This window comes from Providencia sp. PROV048, from assembly GCF_033688165.1.
Lineage (GTDB): Bacteria > Pseudomonadota > Gammaproteobacteria > Enterobacterales > Enterobacteriaceae > Providencia > Providencia hangzhouensis.
In genome coordinates this window covers 4,249,414-4,267,595 of the sequence record NZ_CP096360.1, presented here as the reverse complement: position 1 = coordinate 4,267,595, position 18,182 = coordinate 4,249,414, and the positions used below count along the sequence as shown (strand labels likewise).

20 protein-coding genes are annotated in these 18,182 nt (G+C 38.9%); 15 read left to right on the top strand and 5 right to left on the bottom strand.

The window, feature by feature from the left end; all coding sequences use genetic code 11:
* The first annotated feature begins 64 nt into the window (after positions 1-64).
* The gene (locus M1F26_RS19330) at positions 65-982 is read left to right on the top strand and encodes a DMT family transporter (RefSeq protein WP_004906867.1); all 918 of its coding nucleotides are present in this window, start codon (positions 65-67) and stop codon (positions 980-982) included.
* A complete protein-coding gene (locus M1F26_RS19325) occupies positions 979-2,235 on the top strand; it encodes a nucleoside permease (protein WP_004906869.1) in 1,257 nt (418 codons plus the stop codon). Before M1F26_RS19330 ends, M1F26_RS19325 begins: the two co-directional genes overlap by 4 nt.
* Positions 2,236-2,592: 357 nt before the next feature.
* Here the strand turns inward: M1F26_RS19325 and M1F26_RS19320 are convergent, their stop codons facing one another.
* Positions 2,593-3,456, bottom strand: a complete 864-nt coding sequence (locus M1F26_RS19320) for a YicC/YloC family endoribonuclease (RefSeq protein WP_004906895.1) — start codon at positions 3,454-3,456, stop codon at positions 2,593-2,595.
* 123 nt (positions 3,457-3,579) lie between these two features.
* Between M1F26_RS19320 and rph the strand changes: the two genes are divergently transcribed.
* Both rph and pyrE read left to right on the top strand, forming a co-directional pair.
* Positions 3,580-4,293, top strand: coding sequence for a ribonuclease PH (rph, locus tag M1F26_RS19315; RefSeq protein ID WP_140172663.1), 714 nt, complete (start codon positions 3,580-3,582; stop codon positions 4,291-4,293).
* Positions 4,294-4,405: 112 nt separating this feature from the next.
* Entirely contained in the window at positions 4,406-5,050 is a 645-nt protein-coding gene (gene pyrE / locus M1F26_RS19310; RefSeq protein WP_125895057.1) for an orotate phosphoribosyltransferase, read from the top strand.
* A 49-nt stretch (positions 5,051-5,099) separates the two neighbouring features.
* Here pyrE and slmA read toward each other — a convergent pair whose 3' ends face one another.
* From slmA to coaBC, 3 genes are all read right to left on the bottom strand, one after another.
* Entirely contained in the window at positions 5,100-5,699 is a 600-nt protein-coding gene (gene slmA / locus M1F26_RS19305; protein WP_004906897.1) for a nucleoid occlusion factor SlmA, read from the bottom strand.
* 217 nt (positions 5,700-5,916) lie between these two features.
* Positions 5,917-6,372 (bottom strand): dUTP diphosphatase, encoded by a 456-nt coding sequence (gene dut / locus M1F26_RS19300; RefSeq protein ID WP_125895055.1) that lies wholly within the window; start codon positions 6,370-6,372, stop codon positions 5,917-5,919.
* Positions 6,359-7,570, bottom strand: coding sequence for a bifunctional phosphopantothenoylcysteine decarboxylase/phosphopantothenate--cysteine ligase CoaBC (gene coaBC, locus M1F26_RS19295; protein ID WP_140172662.1), 1,212 nt, complete (start codon positions 7,568-7,570; stop codon positions 6,359-6,361). Before coaBC ends, dut begins: the two co-directional genes overlap by 14 nt.
* A 180-nt stretch (positions 7,571-7,750) precedes the next feature.
* Here coaBC and radC point away from each other — a divergent pair, with 180 nt between their 5' ends.
* The 11 genes from radC to mutM all read left to right on the top strand — a co-directional run bounded on the left by radC (position 7,751) and on the right by mutM (position 17,567).
* Positions 7,751-8,419 carry a RadC family protein gene (gene radC / locus M1F26_RS19290; protein ID WP_004906900.1) on the top strand — a complete coding sequence of 223 codons (669 nt, stop codon included), beginning with the start codon at positions 7,751-7,753 and terminating at the stop codon, positions 8,417-8,419.
* 274 nt (positions 8,420-8,693) lie between these two features.
* Entirely contained in the window at positions 8,694-8,930 is a 237-nt protein-coding gene (gene rpmB / locus M1F26_RS19285) for a 50S ribosomal protein L28 (RefSeq protein WP_004265123.1), read from the top strand.
* An 11-nt stretch (positions 8,931-8,941) separates the two neighbouring features.
* Positions 8,942-9,109 carry a 50S ribosomal protein L33 gene (gene rpmG / locus M1F26_RS19280; RefSeq protein ID WP_004265124.1) on the top strand — a complete coding sequence of 56 codons (168 nt, stop codon included), beginning with the start codon at positions 8,942-8,944 and terminating at the stop codon, positions 9,107-9,109.
* Positions 9,110-9,307: 198 nt separating this feature from the next.
* The gene (gene rfaQ, locus M1F26_RS19275; protein WP_200129315.1) at positions 9,308-10,372 is read left to right on the top strand and encodes a lipopolysaccharide core heptosyltransferase RfaQ; all 1,065 of its coding nucleotides are present in this window, start codon (positions 9,308-9,310) and stop codon (positions 10,370-10,372) included.
* A gap of 1 nt (position 10,373) precedes the next feature.
* A complete protein-coding gene (locus tag M1F26_RS19270) occupies positions 10,374-11,498 on the top strand; it encodes a glycosyltransferase family 4 protein (RefSeq protein ID WP_140172981.1) in 1,125 nt (374 codons plus the stop codon).
* Positions 11,491-12,288, top strand: coding sequence for a lipopolysaccharide core heptose(I) kinase RfaP (gene rfaP, locus M1F26_RS19265; RefSeq protein ID WP_004906907.1), 798 nt, complete (start codon positions 11,491-11,493; stop codon positions 12,286-12,288). The genes M1F26_RS19270 and rfaP overlap by 8 nt, the downstream gene beginning before the upstream one ends.
* Before the next feature lie 24 nt (positions 12,289-12,312).
* Complete coding sequence (gene waaO, locus M1F26_RS19260; RefSeq protein WP_140172982.1) at positions 12,313-13,323, top strand: lipopolysaccharide 3-alpha-galactosyltransferase; 1,011 nt, start codon at positions 12,313-12,315, stop codon at positions 13,321-13,323.
* 18 nt (positions 13,324-13,341) lie between these two features.
* Positions 13,342-14,580, top strand: a complete 1,239-nt coding sequence (rfaL, locus tag M1F26_RS19255; RefSeq protein WP_140172983.1) for an O-antigen ligase RfaL — start codon at positions 13,342-13,344, stop codon at positions 14,578-14,580.
* Positions 14,573-15,589, top strand: coding sequence for a glycosyltransferase family 8 protein (locus tag M1F26_RS19250; RefSeq protein ID WP_140172984.1), 1,017 nt, complete (start codon positions 14,573-14,575; stop codon positions 15,587-15,589). Before rfaL ends, M1F26_RS19250 begins: the two co-directional genes overlap by 8 nt.
* Before the next feature lies 1 nt (position 15,590).
* Positions 15,591-16,736, top strand: a complete 1,146-nt coding sequence (locus tag M1F26_RS19245) for a glycosyltransferase (RefSeq protein WP_227528858.1) — start codon at positions 15,591-15,593, stop codon at positions 16,734-16,736.
* A 21-nt stretch (positions 16,737-16,757) separates the two neighbouring features.
* Positions 16,758-17,567, top strand: a complete 810-nt coding sequence (gene mutM / locus M1F26_RS19240; RefSeq protein ID WP_140172985.1) for a bifunctional DNA-formamidopyrimidine glycosylase/DNA-(apurinic or apyrimidinic site) lyase — start codon at positions 16,758-16,760, stop codon at positions 17,565-17,567.
* Positions 17,568-17,577: 10 nt separating this feature from the next.
* Here the strand turns inward: mutM and coaD are convergent, their stop codons facing one another.
* Positions 17,578-18,063, bottom strand: a complete 486-nt coding sequence (gene coaD / locus M1F26_RS19235) for a pantetheine-phosphate adenylyltransferase (RefSeq protein ID WP_036959128.1) — start codon at positions 18,061-18,063, stop codon at positions 17,578-17,580.
* Positions 18,064-18,182: the final 119 nt, after the last annotated feature.

Below are 18,182 nucleotides of genomic sequence, written 5' to 3'. Positions count from 1 at the left end.
TTTAGGTTCTTTTTCTCAAAATAATATAAAGATGTCCATGACACTAAATAAGGTGAATATTGAAATGAAATTTAAAGGTCTAATTTTAGTTTCTTTAGGCGCTTGTAGTTATGGCATCCTTTCAACACTCGTCGTGTTGGCCTACCGCGCAGGGTATTCCTTGAATGATGTCATCGGTAGCCAAACGGTATTAGGTGCGATTTTACTGTGGTTTTTTGTTGTCGCAGGCGTATTAGTTAAAAAAGCACGTCTAGTATGGCCAACACGTCGGCAAGGCCTATTAATGTTACTCACTGGGACGACAACCGGGTTAACCGGGCTTTTGTATTATGCATCATTGCAATATTTATCCCCTGCACTTGGTGTCGTACTCTTTTTGCAATTTACATGGATGGGGGTTGCAATTAACGCATTTATTGACCGCAAAATTCCTCCCGTAATGACCATGGTGTCAGTTGTGGTGATATTAATTGGAACAGTATTAGCGACAGGTTTGTTAAACAGTTCAGGGATCGTGTTTCACTGGCTTGGTGTGCTATTAGGATTATGTGCAGCATTATCGAACGCTATTCGTGTTTACGTCAGTGGAGCATTAGCGGTTAAAACAGATCCTATGATGCGTTCTGCAATTATGGTAACAGGGGGCGCAATTTTGACATCAATTGTTGTTCCGCCAACATTCTTATTGAGCGCTTCAACGTTTCAATCTCTATTTTTCTCATACGGATTACCTCTGGCTTTCTTTGGTTCTTTCTTCGGTATGTGGATGTTTGCCAAAGGTACTCCACTGATCGGTACCAGTTTAGCGACCATTGTTAGCTCAATGCAGTTACCTGTCACGATTTTATTATCCGTAACGGTATTGCATTTACCTCTTGAATTCATTCAGTTTGTTGGTGTTGCTGTCATCCTTATGGGTGTTACCATTGCTGAGTTGAAAATAAAAACAAATAAATATAACTCCAAACGGAGCCTTGTATGAATATTAAATCCCGCTTGAAAATCATGCTTTTCCTGCAATATTTTGTTTGGGGAAGTTGGTTAGTTACACTCGGCTCGTACATGATGAAAACATTGAGTTTTTCAGGTGCAGAAGTCGGTATGGTGTATAGCTCAAAGGGTATTGCTGCTATTTTAATGCCCGGGCTTATCGGAATCATTGCAGATAAATACATTCCAGCAAATCGTTTATATATGATTTGCCATTTGATTGGGGCTGCTGCATTGTTTTATGCCGCAACAGTCACAAGTTCAACTATCATGTTCTGGGTGATGTTAATTAATGCAATGGCCTTTATGCCAACAATTGCACTCTCAAATAGCATCAGTTATTCATCATTAAGCCAATATCAGCTCGATTCAGTGAGTAACTTTCCACCTATTCGTGTGTTTGGTACGGTAGGCTTTATTGTTGCAATGTGGAGCATTAGCTTATTGAAATTTGAGCTAAGTAGTATGCAGCTTTATATTGCAGGTGGTTGTTCATTGCTTTTAGCGCTTTATTCACTAACTTTGCCAAAAATTGAAGTCAATAAAAAAGCGATTTCAAGTAGCTGGATCAGTAAGCTAGGTTTAGATGCTTTGGTGTTATTTAAAAAGCCTATTATGGCGGTATTTTTCTTATTCGCTATGTTACTTGGCGCTGTTTTACAAATCACGAATACATTTGGTAACCCATTCTTGCACGACTTCGGGCTGAACCCGTTATTCCAAGATAGTTTGGTGGTACAGTATCCATCGATATTATTATCGATCTCTCAGATGGCTGAAGTGTGTTTTATCTTAGCAATTCCATTTTTCTTGAAACGCTATGGCATTAAAACAGTCATGTTATTAAGTATGTTCGCTTGGACACTACGCTTTGGTTTCTTTGCGTTTGGCGACCCATCAGCCATTGGTTTGATGTTCTTGATCATGTCGATGATTGTTTATGGCTGCGCATTTGATTTCTTTAATATTTCAGGCTCTATATTTATTGAAAGAGAAGTAGATACGCGTATGCGTGCGAGTGCCCAAGGCTTATTTATGACAATGGTTAACGGTGTTGGGGCCTATTTTGGTGCGATACTAAGTGGATTGGTTGTCGACTATTACACCGTGGATGGTATTAAAGATTGGCAAATGATTTGGTTAGTTTTTGCTTCTTATACTGTTGTATTGGCAATAATATTCCAATTTACGTTCCATTATCACCATGATAAAGACGCAGCACTGAAAGAAGCCAAATCGAGCTAAGATAAATCGTTATAAATAACATTCAATTTAAGAGAAAACCATAAATTTGGTTTTCTCTTTTTTGTTAGTTTTAACATTAAACATAATTACGTTTACCGCGTAAAATATGTTCAGTCAGTGTTTCTTCCGCAAGAGTAAATTCTTTTGTTGACCAAGAACTATCCCGTCTTTTTATATTTTCGAAGGGTTGTTGTGGAACTATGCTATTGGTGATTTATGGAATATAAGCCCAAAATTCATGAAAATTGGTACCTATTTCGAGTTAGTTTGAGGGTCTTTTCAAAGAGAAAAGCCAAACGATAAATAAGGTTACTTCATCGGTTGGCTTCTTTATAGATTAAAACCGTTACAGAGTGATTATTCAATATTCTGAATTTGTTCTCTCATTTGTTCGATTAATACTTTGAGCTCAACGGCTGAAGTTGTGACTTCGCTATTAATTGATTTTGACGCTAACGTATTAGCTTCGCGGTTGAATTCTTGCATCATAAAGTCAAGGCGGCGACCAGTTGCCTCTTTTTTCTTCAAGATATTACGCGTTTCTTTAACGTGAGCTTCTAGTCTATCCAGTTCTTCTGCAACATCAACACGTTGAGCCAATAGAATAAGTTCTTGTTCCAGACGGTTGTTATCCACTTGAATATCAGCTTCTTCTAACTTATTTTGTAAGCGTTCACGTTGCCACTGTAAAATTTCTGGCATATGTTGACGTACTTTTGCGACTTCAACTAAGACGCCATCAAGGCGTTGTTCGATGAGTGCATGCAATGAAGCACCTTCAGCTTCACGGCTTTGAATGAAAGCATCAATAGCTTCATCTAAGCCTGCCAGTAGCTGTTCGCTGATGACATCTAAATCTTGTTCACCTGCTGACATCACACCCGGCCAACGCAAAATTTCTAATGGGTTTATTTCACCTTCATGGCTGTAATTTTTAACCCAATTCGCAGCACTGATTAATTGGCGTGCTAATTGTTCATTTAGGATTAATTCACCACGATTTGCGCCATCTAACTCAAAGCGTAGGCTACATTCTACCTTTCCACGTGTTAGGCGAGAACGCAGACGTTCGCGAATAACGGGTTCAAGGCTTCTGAATTGCTCAGGTAAGCGAATATACGTTTCTAAATAACGTTGGTTCACGGAACGCAGCTCCCAGGCCGCATTCCCCCATTCACCCTTGATATCCCGACGGGCAAAAGCGGTCATACTACGGATCATAATTCGTTCCCATTATCGTAAAGATTTAGGCGATTATAACGCTATGCAGGATGACAGGATAGGCATTATCGCTTGAACAACGTATAATGCGTCCCAATTTGAGTTGATAATGGAGATAACACCATGCGCCCAGCAGATAGACAAGCAGACCAAATGCGCCCGATTACCATCACGCGCAACTATACTAAGCATGCAGAAGGCTCTGTTCTTATTGAGTTTGGCGACACGAAGGTGTTATGTAATGCAACTGTTGAAGAAGGGGTTCCTCGCTTTTTAAAAGGGCAGGGGCAAGGTTGGGTTACAGCGGAGTATGGCATGTTACCGCGTGCAACAAACTCACGTAATCAACGTGAAGCTGCACGAGGAAAACAAACTGGTCGTACGATGGAAATCCAACGGTTAATTGCACGTTCTTTACGTGCTGCGGTTGACCTTAAAAAATTAGGTGAATACACGATTACTTTAGACTGTGATGTTATTCAAGCGGATGGTGGTACACGGACAGCAGCGATTTCTGGTGCTTGTGTGGCGCTTGTTGATGCACTGAATAACATGGTTGAGCAAGGTAAAATTGTAAAAAGCCCACTAAAATCAATGGTTGCTGCCGTTTCGGTTGGAATTGTAAACCAAGAAGCTCTATGTGATCTTGAGTATGTTGAAGATTCTGCAGCTGAAACCGATATGAATGTTGTCATGATGGATGATGGCCGAATGATTGAAGTACAGGGCACCGCAGAAGGCGAACCGTTTAGTCATGAAGAGTTATTAGCCCTATTGGCGTTAGCTAAAACAGGTTTAAATACCATTTTTGAAGCTCAGCGAGAAGCGCTGAAGTAAGTTAATCATTAATTAGGCGGCTGAAAAGTCGCCTTTTTTATGCCTGCTGGTTCATCAACGAGTGTGCCAGCTTTGAAAATAGATAAATAATCATCAACGAGGAGAATGACCAATGAAAGCCTATCAGCGCGATTTTATTGAACTTGCCATGAAAAAACAGGTACTTAAATTTGGTGAGTTTACGCTGAAATCAGGTCGTAAAAGCCCTTACTTTTTCAATGCGGGGTTATTTAATACAGGGCGTGATCTGGCACTTGTCGGTCGTTTTTATGCACAAGCATTACAAGATAGCGCAATTGAGTGTGATGTCATTTTTGGTCCAGCGTATAAAGGGATCCCCATTGCAACGACGACAGCGGTAGCACTTTCTGAGCACCATGACATCGATATGCCATACTGCTTCAACCGCAAAGAAGCTAAAGACCATGGGGAAGGCGGCGTGTTAGTCGGAAGTCCTTTACAAGGGCGTGTTGTGGTAGTTGATGATGTGATTACCGCAGGGACGGCAATTCGTGAATCAATGGAAATTATTAAACAACAACAAGCTACGTTGAATGGTGTTCTGTTATGCCTCGACCGTCAAGAAAAAGGTAAGGGTGAAATTTCAGCAGTGCAAGAGGTTGAGCGTGATTATGGCTGTAAAGTTTACTCAATTATTACCATGAGCGATTTAATCACCTATCTTGCTGAAAAGGACGGTATGCAGGAACATTTAGCGGCTATGAAGGCTTATCGCGAACAATACGGAATTGAGTAAAAAAAGCCCTCGCCCAATGATGGGCGGGGTGAGTAGTATAAATAATCGGTTATTGTAACTGAGCTAGAATTAAAGGCCAGCGCGATTCAAACTCGACGGTTGGCCGATAACGAAACTCAGAACGCACAAAACGAGAGAGCATCCCTTCACAAAAGGCTAATAATTGAGATGCAAGCAGTGACTCATCATGAATAAACCCATGGCCATCACGTATTTTTTTCTCTTTTAGCACTTGGCGTAATTGTGATTCTATACGTTCAAATAATTGATTAATACGATCTTGCAGCCTATCTTGCTCAAACATCAGAGCATGGCCAGTCATGATTCGCGTTAGCCCTGGGTTTTTCTCGGAAAACCCAAGTATTAGGGCAAGTATTAGTTTAATTCTAATTATCGTATCTTTTTCATCAGTTAAAATCAGATTAATGCGTGAAACTAATGAGTCTTCAATAAACCCAATAAGGCTATCGAACATTTTCATTTTACTCGGAAAATGACGATATAGCGCAGCTTCTGATACACCAACCGTAGCAGCAAGTTTTGCTGTTGTAATACGTTGGCTGCCATCACTACTTTCTAACATTAACGCAAGAGCCTGTAAAATCTCATCACGTCTGTTACGTTTTTGTGTTATCGCTTTTTCTGCCATGTCTAATAAGACCCCTGCTAAAACAGCAAAACAAACTATCCAAAATTTTGCTCTTAGTAAAGAGGCTTACGAAGCAAAATGGATTTAAAAAATATTTAAAATGTAAGTAATGTTGAGCAAGCTTCCTGAAAGAAAATATGCGGCTGATTATTTTTATTCATAAAGATAGAACCTAATTCAGGTTCTATCTAGCATATTCGTTATCAGGATATTCTATTTATTGACGGCCAGAGTGACCGAAACCACCAGCCCCACGCTCTGTTGCGTCAAAATCATCAACAATATTAAATTCAGCTTGAACAACTGGGACAAACACCATTTGCGCCATACGCTCACCAGGCTCAACGGTAAAAGCTTTGTCACTGCGGTTCCAGACTGACACCATGAGTTGGCCTTGGTAATCCGAATCAATGAGACCAACTAGATTGCCAAGTACAACACCATGTTTATGACCTAAACCGGAACGAGGTAAGATGACAGCAGCAAGACTTTCATCAGCAATGTGAATAGCTAAACCTGTTGGAATAAGCTCTGTTTGACCTGGCGCCAAATCAATTGGTGCATCAATGCATGCACGTAAATCTAAACCAGCAGAACCGGTGGTGGCATAGGCTGGTAGAGGAAATTCATTACCGATGCGGCTATCAAGGATTTTTAGGTCAATTTTTTTCATAACGTTGAAGTATCTCGTCAAGTAAATAGTGGCTTAATTCATTTTTATTACAGTGAGGCAAACGGGTATCACCGTTGGCATCAAAAAGGTGTAATGCATTGTTATCGCTATTAAATCCGTTATCTGCTAGTGATACATCATTGGCACAAATAAGGTCGAGTTGTTTTTGTTGTCGTTTTTGGCGTGCATATTCTTCCACATTTTGGGTTTCAGCTGCAAATCCAACAACATATGGCCTATTGTGCCTTAGATTTCCAACACTTGCGACGATGTCTGGGTTTTTGATAAGTGTAATCGAAACTTCATCACCTTGTTTTTTTATTTTATTTTCAGCAATGTTTTTTGCGCGATAATCTGCAACTGCAGCGCAACCAATAAAAATATTTTGTTCAGCAATGGTTTGATGCACTTGTTCATACATCTCTAAGCCACTCATGACATCAATTCGGTTAACGCCTTCTGGTGTTTCAATATTTACAGGGCCCGCAATTAAAGTGACATCGGCTCCACGTTGGCTAGCAGCCTTAGCAATGGCAAAACCCATCTTTCCTGAACTATGGTTACTGATAAAACGAACAGGGTCGAGTGCTTCCCGTGTTGGGCCTGCAGTGATCATTAATTTGATGCCTTGTAAGTCGAGTTTAGGGGTAAAAAACTCACTGGTTAGACGAACAATTTCTAGTGGGTCAATCATGCGACCAGGACCAATATCACCACAAGCTTGGCTACCTGCATCTGGCCCCCAAATCATACATTGACGTTGTTGCAATTTGATTAAATTTTCTTGGGTTGCTTTTGCTCGGTACATTTGTTGGTTCATTGCTGGCACAAGTGCAATCGGTGCTGCGGAAGCAAGGCAAACTGTTGTGAGTAAGTCATTTGCCATTCCTGCACTGAGGCGAGCAATTAAATCCGCAGTAGCCGGTGCTAGAATAATGAGATCTGCCCATTTAGCCAGTTCAATATGGCCCATAGCAGCCTCAGCAGCAGGGTCTAGCAGGTCATCAGAAACGGGATGCCCTGAAACGGCTTGCAAGGTTAAAGGTGTAATAAAGGCTTTAGCACCTTGAGTCATCACAACGCGTACTATCGCACCTTTATCGCGCAAACGGCGGGTGAGTTCAGGGATTTTGTACGCAGCAATGCCCCCACTAATACCAATAACTATCTGCTTACCTAATAGTGACAGTTGATTCATTATTTTTATCCAATTCGGTCAACATGGGAGGCATATTACCACAGAGAAGCGCGAGGTGGCGCGCTCGATTTTTCATCACAGTACTATTTTTGCGAAGCGCTACGCAAACCCTTATGAGAGTGATTGTGAATGTTTTTTAGACTAGATAAAAAGGAAGCAAGGGATTTAGGGACAAAAAATATGATGAGTGAACATCTAGACCTACCACCAAGGGAAAAGCTACTCGCATACGGGGCAGCTGCGTTATCTGATGCTGAACTACTCGCTATTTTTCTACGTACAGGGAGCCAAGGCGAACCCGTTTTACAGCTTGCGAAGCGTTTAATACAGGAGTTTGGTTCAGTATATTTGCTTCTACAAGCAGACTACGAAAAACTCAAGCAATGTAAAGGAATGGGGAGTTGTAAATTTACCCAATTACAGGCTGTGAGTGAATTAGCTCGCCGTTTTTTCTCTGAACAATTTTTACATGAAGATGTGATGACTGGGCCTGAACAGTTGAAAGCAAAGTTGTTGGATTTGTTCGCAGGGCAAGAGCGTGAAGTTTTTGTCGTGATATTTTTAAATAATAAAAATCAAATTATTTGTCATGAAGAGTTGTTTAAAGGTACTTTGAACAAAGTTGAAGTTCATCCCAGAGAAATCATTCGCTTTGCCATAAAAATGAATGCAAACGGGATTATACTCGCCCATAACCATCCATCAGGTAATCCGGAACCAAGCGTAGCAGACAGGCAAGTGACAGAGCGTATCCAACGTGCTTGTACTATTATGGGGATTAAATTGCTTGACCATTTTGTCGTTGGGCATAAGCAATGTGTGTCATTTGTGGAGCGAGGATGGTTATAAAATTATTTTTTTGCCTAAAAAATGACAACTTTCTTTGTGTTGGGCTTGAGTGAAAACGATGGAAAGCGTATACTACGCCACCTTTAAGGATCTTGGGTTTGGCGAGAAGGGCCTATCTCAGTAAATTTTTACGTTTTAGTAAAGTAAATCTTTATTTAGGTATCAACGGTTTTTTCAGTCAATGAAAGTTTGCTGAGATGGGCTCCTAAGCCTGACGAGGCGGCCATACCCAGAACAAAAAAGCTCGAGCTGATTAGATTTTTGGAGAATAGACATGTCACGAGTCTGCCAAGTTACTGGCAAGCGTCCAATGAGCGGTAACAACCGTTCACACGCATTAAACGCGACCAAACGTCGTTTTTTGCCAAACCTGCACTCTCACCGTTTCTGGGTTGAGTCTGAGAAACGTTTCGTAACACTGCGTGTATCTGCTAAAGGTATGCGTGTTATCGATAAAAAGGGTATTGATGCTGTTCTTGCTGAACTGCGTACCCGTGGTGAGAAGTACTAAGGAGCTAAAAAATGGCTAAAGGTATTCGCGAGAAAATCAAGCTAGTCTCTTCTGAAGGTACAGGTCATTTCTATACCACTACGAAGAACAAGCGCACAATGCCAGAAAAACTGGAACTGAAAAAATTCGATCCAGTTGTTCGTAAGCATGTGATCTACAAAGAAGCAAAAATCAAATAATTTTGCTTTCTGCGTTAAAAACTCAGCTTCGGCTGAGTTTTTTTTTACCTAAAATTTGGGTTGTCGCGGATATGTGCATTCGAAGCTATGACCATTATTATGAAAGTAGTAACATAGTGAGTATTCATTGAATTAATAATGATATTTGTTGTCGAATGACTATTGTCTTTTACATATAGACTTGATTAAGAGTGCCTGGTGAAAAAACAGTTTAAAAAAATTCTTGTGATCAAGATGAGGTTTCATGGGGACATGTTGCTGACAACACCCGTTATCAGCTCATTAAAACACCGATATCCTGATGCTGAAATTGACGTTTTGCTTTATCAGGATACTATCCCCATTCTCTCTGAAAATGCTGAAATTAACGCTTTGTACGGCATGGCGGGGAAAAAAAGTAGTGGGCTGAGTAAAGCATGTAATTTTATTAAGCTACTGCTAAAGCTGCGTAAAAATAAATACGATTTAGTTGTTAATCTAGCAGACCAATGGATGGTGAGCGTATTAGTTCGGGCTATTCCTGCTAGCACAAAAATTTCCCATCAGTTTGCCCATCGTGACTCTAAATATTGGCGTGAAAGTTTTACGCATCTGACAGAACCTGAAGGCGAACATGTTGTTCTAAATAACTTATCAGTACTCAAGCCGTTAGAAATAAAAGAACTAAAGACACATTTAACGATGGCTTATTCAGAGCAGGACTGGAAAAATATTGATGAAAAGCTGTTAAGACTGGGTGTTCATAGCAGTTATGTCGTTATTCAACCAACAGCACGCCAAGCTTTTAAGTGTTGGGATAATGAAAAATTTTCAGCCGTCATTGATGCATTGCAATCTCGTGGCTATCAAGTAGTTTTAACTTCGGGGCCGAGCAAAGAGGATTTAGAATGTATCAATGAGATTGCAAATGGCTGCCAAACAAAGCCTGTTACTGAACTTGCAGGGAAAACCTCATTTCCTGAATTAGGCGCATTGATTGCTCATGCCGCTTTATTTATTGGCGTTGATTCTGCACCAATGCACATTGCCGCAGCAGCCAACACACCTATAGTATGCCTTTTCGGTGCGACAAATCATGTTTTCTGGCGACCTTGGAGTGATAATGTAGTTCAATTTTGGGCGGGTGATTATGAAACTATGCCACCGAGAGAAGAGCTAGATCGCGATAAAAAGTATTTATCCATTATTCCAGCTTCTGATGTAATTAAAGCAACAGAGAAAATGTTGCCGATGAATATTCGCTCTATGATGACAAGGTATTAACATGAATCTGGCATTTTGCTTATATAAATACTTTCCGTTTGGTGGGTTACAGCGGGATTTCCTACGTATTGCAACCGAATGCCAGTCACGTGGGCATCACGTACGTGTCTATACCCAATCATGGGATGGTGATAAGCCTAGCGGCTTTGAAATTATTATCGTGCCGGTGACATCAAAAACGAATCATGGGCGAAATGCACAATATTGTGACTGGGTGTTGGCTCATTTAAAACAGCATCCTGCAGAGCGGATAATTGGTTTCAATAAAATGCCAGGGCTGGATGTTTATTATGCCGCTGATGTCTGTTATGCACAAAAAGTCGCTGAAGAAAAAGGGTTTTTGTATAAGCTGACGCCTCGCTATAAACACTATGCTGCATTTGAAAAAGCTGTTTTTGCAGTGGGGAAACCGACACAGCTATTAATGTTAACGCCACATCAAATTAGTCATTTTAAAAAGCATTATGGAACTGAAAATGAGCGTTTTCATATGTTACCTCCCGGTATTGCCCAAGATAGAAAATATGATAAACAAATTGCCGACGCCAAAAGAATTTATCGTGAAAAAAATCAAATACCTGAGTCTGCATTTTTAGTCTTACAGGTGGGTTCCGACTTCAAACGCAAAGGTGTTGACCGGACCATAAAAGCCATTGCGGCATTGCCCGAAGACATTAAGAAAAACACGTTATTGATGGTAGTTGGCCAAGATAAATCGGTGAAATACCAACAGTTAACGAAAACGCTAGGAATTGGCTCACAAGTCTCTTTCTTTAGTGGACGTAATGATATTGCAGAATTAATGGCTGCAGCCGATATATTAATGCACCCGGCTTATCAAGAAGCTGCTGGTATTGTGTTATTAGAGGCAATTACCGCGGGTTTACCGATTATTGTCACAGAAGTGTGTGGATATGCTTCATTTATTAGCCAAGCCAAATGCGGTATTGTGGTAAATGAGCCCTTTGAGCAAACGGTTCTGAACTTGGCTCTAGAAGATAGTTTAAAAAATCCGGTTCAATTAGCACAATGGGCAAGTAATGCGCGATATTTTGCCGATACAGAAGATTTATATAGTTTACCAGAAAAAGCCGCAGATATTATTTTAGGGGAAGCGAATGATTGAGTTAAAACCCCCTTTTAGTGAATTGTGGAAGAATAAAGATCCATTTATCGAGGCGGATAAGCTACAAGGTGAAGTTTTTCGTGCGTTAGAATCGCGTAAAACTCTGCGTTTTGAACTTGAGGGACGCAGCTATTTTATAAAAATTCATTATGGGACTACACTAAAGGAAGTTCTTAAAAATCTATTTTCTTTTCGGTTGCCAGTATTAGGCGCTGATCGAGAGTGGAATGCTATTCATCAACTGACTCAAGTGGGAGTTGACACGATGAATGGTCGAGCTTTTGGGCAAAAAGGGATTAACCCTCTTCGTCGTCACTCCTTTATTATTACTGAAGATTTGACCCCGACGGTGAGTTTGGAAGATTATTGTGCAAATTGGCTAGATAACCCGCCAACTTTTAGTACCAAACAAATGATTATTCGTCGTGTTGCGAAGATGGTGCGTAAAATGCACGCGACCGGTATTAACCATCGTGATTGTTATATTTGCCATTTTTTACTGCATTTGCCATTTACGGGAAATGAAGAACAGTTAAAAATATCAGTAATTGATTTACATCGGGCACAACTCAGAAATTCTGTTCCAACCCGTTGGCGCAATAAAGATTTAATTGGTTTATATTACTCATCATTAAATATTGGGCTAACTCAGCGTGATATTCTTCGTTTTATGAAAATCTATTTTGGCTTATCGCTGCGAGTTATTTTGCAACAAGAAGCATCATTGATAGCTAAAGCGGAAAGCAAAGCTGCACAAATTAAAGAACGCACAATTAGAAAGTCATTGTGAGTCAAAGAGAGAAGAGAGATATAAATGTTCTTCAATAAAGAAAATGCGGTTACACAGCAAATTGATTTATCGTCACCAGACGCTATTGTTAATAATGATAGCTTACATATTTCCTATGGGATTGACCGTAATTTTCTATATGGTTGTGGGATCTCGATTGCTTCTCTATTAAAAACAAATCCTGATATCTCTTTTTCATTTCATGTGTTTACTGACTACTTTGATGATGAGCAAAGTAAATTATTTAAACAGCTCGCAGAGCAATATAAGACGAGTATTAAAGTTTATTTAGTTGACTGTGAACAGCTTAAATTGCTACCAAGTACCAAAAATTGGTCATATGCAACTTATTTCAGGTTTATTATTGCGGATTACTTTTCAAATCAGCTAGATAGAATGATCTATATGGATGCAGATATTATGTGTCAAGGAACGCTGCAGCCACTGTTAAATATTCCGTTTAAAGATGATGAAATAGCTGCAGTTGTGCCTGAAAGGGATAGTATTTGGTGGCAAAAAAGAGCTGATGCTTTAGGTGTCCCGGGTATTGCTTCGGGGTATTTTAATGCAGGGTTTTTAGTTTTAAATTTAGTGAATTGGTCAAAGTTTGATATCTCAACGAAAGCAATGGATTTACTTTCTCAAGATACTGTGAAAGCAAAATTATCCTATTTAGACCAAGACATTTTAAATATGCTATTAACAGGGAAAGTTATTTACCTTGATGGCAAGTACAACACTCAATACAGCATCAATTATGAGCTGCAAAAAGGTAAAAAAGAAAACCCAATCACGCCTGAAACTGTATTGATTCATTATATCGGCCCAACTAAGCCTTGGCATGAGTGGGCTAATTACCCAACAGCTCAATCCTTTATTAATGCAAAGGACGCATCACCTTGGAAAGATATTCCGTTACTGAAGGCTAAAAGCAGTAATCATTTACGATATTGTGCGAAGCATATGTTTAACCAAGGAAAGGTTTTCTCTGGAATAAAAAATAATCTTCAGTATTTCTGGGTTAAACTAAGTTAAATAATAATTGGGTAAGCTATGTCTTTTTTAGAAAGAAATGAAAATATTCTCTCAAAGTATAACAAGGCTTTGGTACTAATCTTTGTTGTTCTTTTTTTTGTGGAAAATGTAACCAGATATAAACATATTCTGTTCTATTTGATGATAGCCACATCTTTGGTTTATCTGTCTTTAGATACAAAAAAAGTGCTAAAAAGATTAAATAATAAACTTTTATATTTAGTTGTTGCTTTTTCTGTTTTTCTTTATGTATCAACATCTTATTCAGATATATTAAGTGTATCTATTAAAACTATTAACAATAATTTATTGAATTATGGAATACTAAGTTTATCTCTTTTATTGCCGATTCTTTTATATAGAGAAAGCCTAAAAGACATTTCAAAACTATTATTAACGAGTTTTACTGCATCGTTAGCCTTAGTTTTACTTGTTGAGTTATACCGCTACTATATAGCTTATCAGCAGGGTATCTTACCGTTTACTACTTATGATTTTAGGCATGTTTCGGATGCGTTAGTTTTTTTCTTTCCAATACTTCCTATTCTTTGGTATTTATTACCCAAATCTAAACTTATTTATTTTTATCTTTTAAGTATTGTATTTCTTTTTGTTTTACTCGGAACGCTTGCTCGAGGGGCATGGGTTGCAGTTGCAGTCGCTGGGTTATTATTTTTATGTTTTAAACGTCCTTGGAAACTAATTGGAGTTGTATTATGCCTTTCGGTAATTTCACTTGTTTCAATTAAACTAATTTATCCTGATACAAGTAAAAAACTGTTTTATAAGTTAGAGCAGACGGATAGTACTCACCGTTATACTAATGGAACTCAAGGAACCGCTTTTGAGCTTATATTGGAAAATCCAGTTATCGGATATGGGATTGGCGATAAAATATACCATGTGAAGTACAATAGTGTTGTAAAAAATCACCCGGAATGGACATTTAAGCAGTCTATTGGGCCCCATAATATTTGGCTTTATATTTGGTTTGGTGCGGGCATTGCAGGGTTAGCGATATTTAGTGCGGTATTTTTGTCAATGTGCTATTCCTCAATGCAAGGGATTAAAAATAGGTCTGATGCACCGGAAATTTACTTTGCCTTTATTGCATTGCTGTTAAGTCTTATTGGCTTTTATCTGGTTCGTGGAATGTTTGAACAAGTGGACCTTAAACCCTTAGGCGTTCTTTTGGGGTTTTTAATCGCCATGATGGGGCATAGTTCAACCAAGCAGAAGAGAGTTTGCCATGAATAACCTGATAACAAATAAATATCTGTTAAATGAGGGGGCTAATACGAGTAATTCCTCATTACCATGTCTTGATGTTATTTATGGTTCGGATGAAAACTATCAGTTTGGTGCGGGTGTTTCAGCGGTCTCTTTACTTATTAATAACCCAAATACGTTCTTCAGATTTCATTATTTTTTAGATAAAGTCAGCCCTAGCTTTTTAGAGAAATTGAAGGTTATTTCTCATCAGTTTCCAGCTGAATTTCATGTTTATGAATTGGATAATCAATTATTAAAAACATTGCCGGCTTCTGATGTTTGGTCCTCAGCGATGTATTTTCGGTTAGTTGCTTTAGATTATCTTTCGAAAGATTATGATGTTGCCTTATATTTAGATGCAGATGTTATCTGTGATGGTCAATTAGATTTGGCAGCCAATTTAATTGAAGACAAAGTTTGTGGTGTTATTGCTGATGACATCGGAGTAAGAACAAAAAGTGAGACACGGCTTCACACTCCAAAGTTAGCTGAGACCTATTTTAACTCGGGTGTTATGTTTGTGAACTTAAAAAAATGGCACGAAAAACGAGTTACTCAGCAATGTTTCGAATTGTTATCTGCAGAAAATGCGAAACAACGGTTTAAGTACCCAGATCAAGATGTGTTAAACCTTATTTTAAGGAATGACCTGCTATTACTTAATCAGAAATTTAATACGGTTTATACACTAAAAAATGAACTGTATGACCGAACTCATCAAAAATATCAAACCATTATTACACCTGAAACAGTTTTAATTCATTACACGGGGGTGAGTAAGCCTTGGCACACATGGGCGAACTATCCTTCTTCTCAGCCTTTTTATAAAGCATTAGCACAATCACCTTGGACAAAGGATGATTTAAAACATGCCACTAAATTTGTTGAAAGGAAAAAAGAATATAAGCACCTATTAAAGCGAGGTGCGTATTTATCAGGTATTTTGTCAGGTATTTATTACTTGTTTGAAAAATATACAAAAAAAAGAAAATAATATGATGATTAATAAAATTGTCTTAACAGTTTCTCCTATATTTTCTATACCGCCTAAAAGTGCGGCAGCAATTGAATCGTGGATGTACAATGTCGCTAAACGATTAGACATTGAAAACCGAATCGTTTGTATACAAAATGATGGATATAGTGCTCACTCTGTTGTTAATGAGCATTGTGAAATTGAGCGCATTAAGTTTGGGAAAGTGTATACAAGGCTATTTAAGAAATGGACAAGATTAGACCCATATTCTTATGCAGATAGAATTGTCAAAATTAAACACCAATTTTCGCCAAATCCGAGTGAAAGCGTTATTTTTGTTCACAATCATATTAAATCCTTCAAAAAAATAATTAAGAAAGAAGGGCATAATAACGTTGTGTTACACATGCATAATTTGTACGAGCCTAAAGATGTTCCTGAAGACATAAAAATCATTGTACCAAGCCACTTTATGAAAAATTGGTACAGGGAACGTTTACCAAATGCGTTTATTGAAGTGGTGCGTAACGGGTTCGATGGTGAAATTTATGCTCAACCACCTGAGGTCAAGCGTGAGGATTTTGGGCTAACAGTAGAAGATAAAATAGTTTTATTTGTCGGGAGAGCAGCCAAAGGCAAAGGACTACTTGAATTAATGCAAGCATGCCAAATTTTCTTTAAAGGAGATCCTAGCTATAAACTTGTCATTGTGGGAGATCTAAATACCGAATCAAAAGGTGAGTTGGCGCAATATCAAAACGAAGTAAAAAATTTTGCAAAAATTTTGGGTGAGCAGTGTATTTGTTTAGGTGAGGTTCATCCTGAAAAAATTCGACACTATTATGCTCTCGGGGATATTATTGTGGTTCCTTCTATTGAGCCAGAATCATTTTGTATGGTTGCACTTGAAGCAATGGCTTCTGCTCGTCCTGTGATAGCAAGCCAGCGAGGAGCAATGGTAGAGTTTATTTCCCATAATGAAACGGGGTTTATTTTCAGGGAGCCACTTTCGCCTTTGAGTATGGCGGAGGATATTACTAGCGCGTTAAATCACCCAAATAGTCGAGAAATAGCTTACCATGCTAAAAAACATGCTTATGATAATTTCACTTGGGAAATTGTCAAAGATGAGCTCATGAGGGTAATTGCGAAATGGTATCCCTAAGCGAGAAATGCGAGTTTATATATGCCAGAATTACCAGAAGTTGAAACCAGTCGCCGTGGGATAGAGCCACATTTAGTCGGTAATACAATCTCTTACGCCATTGTACGTAACGGTCGTTTACGTTGGCCAGTTAGTGAACAAATTAAAAGTTTATCAGATGAAGCGGTTTTGAGTGTTCAACGTCGCGCTAAGTATTTGCTGATTGAGCTACAAAAAGGCTGGATTATTGTTCACTTGGGAATGTCTGGTAGTGTGCGTATTTTGACAGAGGAATTACCTGAAGAAAAACATGACCATGTAGATTTAGTTATGCGAGATGGCAAAGTGCTGCGCTATACGGACCCTCGTCGTTTTGGCGCATGGCTCTGGTGTGATGATTTAGAAAACAGTTCGGTACTTGCACACTTAGGACCTGAGCCATTATCAGATGCCTTTAATCCCCAATATCTTTATGAATTAGCGCAAAAGAAAAAAGTGGCCGTTAAACCGTGGTTAATGGATAACAAAGTGGTTGTTGGTGTGGGTAATATTTATGCCAATGAAGCATTATTTGCGACGAAAATATCACCTGAAAAAATCACTAATACATTAACACTGGCTGAAATTACTGAACTCGTGCAACAGATCAAAAAGGTGTTACAACGCTCCATTGAGCAAGGCGGCACGACACTAAAAGATTTTTTACAGTCGGATGGTAAGCCGGGTTACTTTGCCCAAGAATTGTTTGTCTATGGGAAAAAGGGGGAACCCTGCTCAATGTGTGGTACGCCAATAGAAAGCATTAAACAGGGGCAACGCAGTACTTTCTTTTGTCCGCAGTGTCAAAAATAGTGCGCTTTTACTATTTTTTATTGAGTTTCTTTAACATTGCCTCAGCAACCACTGGGGGTAGGAAAGACGAAATATCACCATCGTGAAGGGCAACATCTTTGATTAAAGAAGAAGAAACAAAGGACAAACTTTGCGATGGTAATAAAAATACGGTTTCCAAGTCAGGAACAAAATGGCGGTTCATATTCGCTAATTGCCACTCATATTCGAAATCAGCCACAGAACGAACGCCACGAATAAGAATATTAGCGCCATTTTTTTGTGCAAAATTAGCCATCAATTCAGAAAACCCAACAACTTCAACATTATCAAGGTGAGAAGTTACTTCTTTAGCAAGGGCAACGCGCTCATCAAGGGAAAACATCGGGTTTTTTCGTTGGCTATTTGCAATAGCCAACAAGACATGGTCAAACATTGCTGCTGCTCGGGTAACAATATCAACATGTCCTGATGTCACAGGGTCAAACGTACCAGGGTAAATAGCCTTATGTTTCATGGCGATAGTATCTCGTTGTTTGTATTTTCTATTCGAAAAAATAGCATGAATAAGCGTTAACATTATCGGCTATCTAGCATGGTTGCAACTGTAGATAAGATTTTACTGCTATTTTTAGG

Excerpts from the sequence above, each read along its gene's own strand:
- M1F26_RS19330 (WP_004906867.1), top strand. The coding sequence starts at position 65 with ATGAAATTTAAAGGTCTAATTTTAGTTTCTTTAGGCGCTTGTAGTTAT.
- M1F26_RS19325 (WP_004906869.1), top strand. The coding sequence starts at position 979 with ATGAATATTAAATCCCGCTTGAAAATCATGCTTTTCCTGCAATATTTT.
- M1F26_RS19320 (WP_004906895.1), bottom strand. The coding sequence starts at position 3,456 with ATGATCCGTAGTATGACCGCTTTTGCCCGTCGGGATATCAAGGGTGAA.
- rph (WP_140172663.1), top strand. The coding sequence starts at position 3,580 with ATGCGCCCAGCAGATAGACAAGCAGACCAAATGCGCCCGATTACCATC.
- pyrE (WP_125895057.1), top strand. The coding sequence starts at position 4,406 with ATGAAAGCCTATCAGCGCGATTTTATTGAACTTGCCATGAAAAAACAG.
- slmA (WP_004906897.1), bottom strand. The coding sequence starts at position 5,699 with ATGGCAGAAAAAGCGATAACACAAAAACGTAACAGACGTGATGAGATT.
- dut (WP_125895055.1), bottom strand. The coding sequence starts at position 6,372 with ATGAAAAAAATTGACCTAAAAATCCTTGATAGCCGCATCGGTAATGAA.
- coaBC (WP_140172662.1), bottom strand. The coding sequence starts at position 7,570 with ATGAATCAACTGTCACTATTAGGTAAGCAGATAGTTATTGGTATTAGT.
- radC (WP_004906900.1), top strand. The coding sequence starts at position 7,751 with ATGATGAGTGAACATCTAGACCTACCACCAAGGGAAAAGCTACTCGCA.
- rpmB (WP_004265123.1), top strand. The coding sequence starts at position 8,694 with ATGTCACGAGTCTGCCAAGTTACTGGCAAGCGTCCAATGAGCGGTAAC.
- rpmG (WP_004265124.1), top strand. The coding sequence starts at position 8,942 with ATGGCTAAAGGTATTCGCGAGAAAATCAAGCTAGTCTCTTCTGAAGGT.
- M1F26_RS19270 (WP_140172981.1), top strand. The coding sequence starts at position 10,374 with ATGAATCTGGCATTTTGCTTATATAAATACTTTCCGTTTGGTGGGTTA.
- rfaP (WP_004906907.1), top strand. The coding sequence starts at position 11,491 with ATGATTGAGTTAAAACCCCCTTTTAGTGAATTGTGGAAGAATAAAGAT.
- waaO (WP_140172982.1), top strand. The coding sequence starts at position 12,313 with ATGTTCTTCAATAAAGAAAATGCGGTTACACAGCAAATTGATTTATCG.
- rfaL (WP_140172983.1), top strand. The coding sequence starts at position 13,342 with ATGTCTTTTTTAGAAAGAAATGAAAATATTCTCTCAAAGTATAACAAG.
- M1F26_RS19250 (WP_140172984.1), top strand. The coding sequence starts at position 14,573 with ATGAATAACCTGATAACAAATAAATATCTGTTAAATGAGGGGGCTAAT.
- M1F26_RS19245 (WP_227528858.1), top strand. The coding sequence starts at position 15,591 with ATGATGATTAATAAAATTGTCTTAACAGTTTCTCCTATATTTTCTATA.
- mutM (WP_140172985.1), top strand. The coding sequence starts at position 16,758 with ATGCCAGAATTACCAGAAGTTGAAACCAGTCGCCGTGGGATAGAGCCA.
- coaD (WP_036959128.1), bottom strand. The coding sequence starts at position 18,063 with ATGAAACATAAGGCTATTTACCCTGGTACGTTTGACCCTGTGACATCA.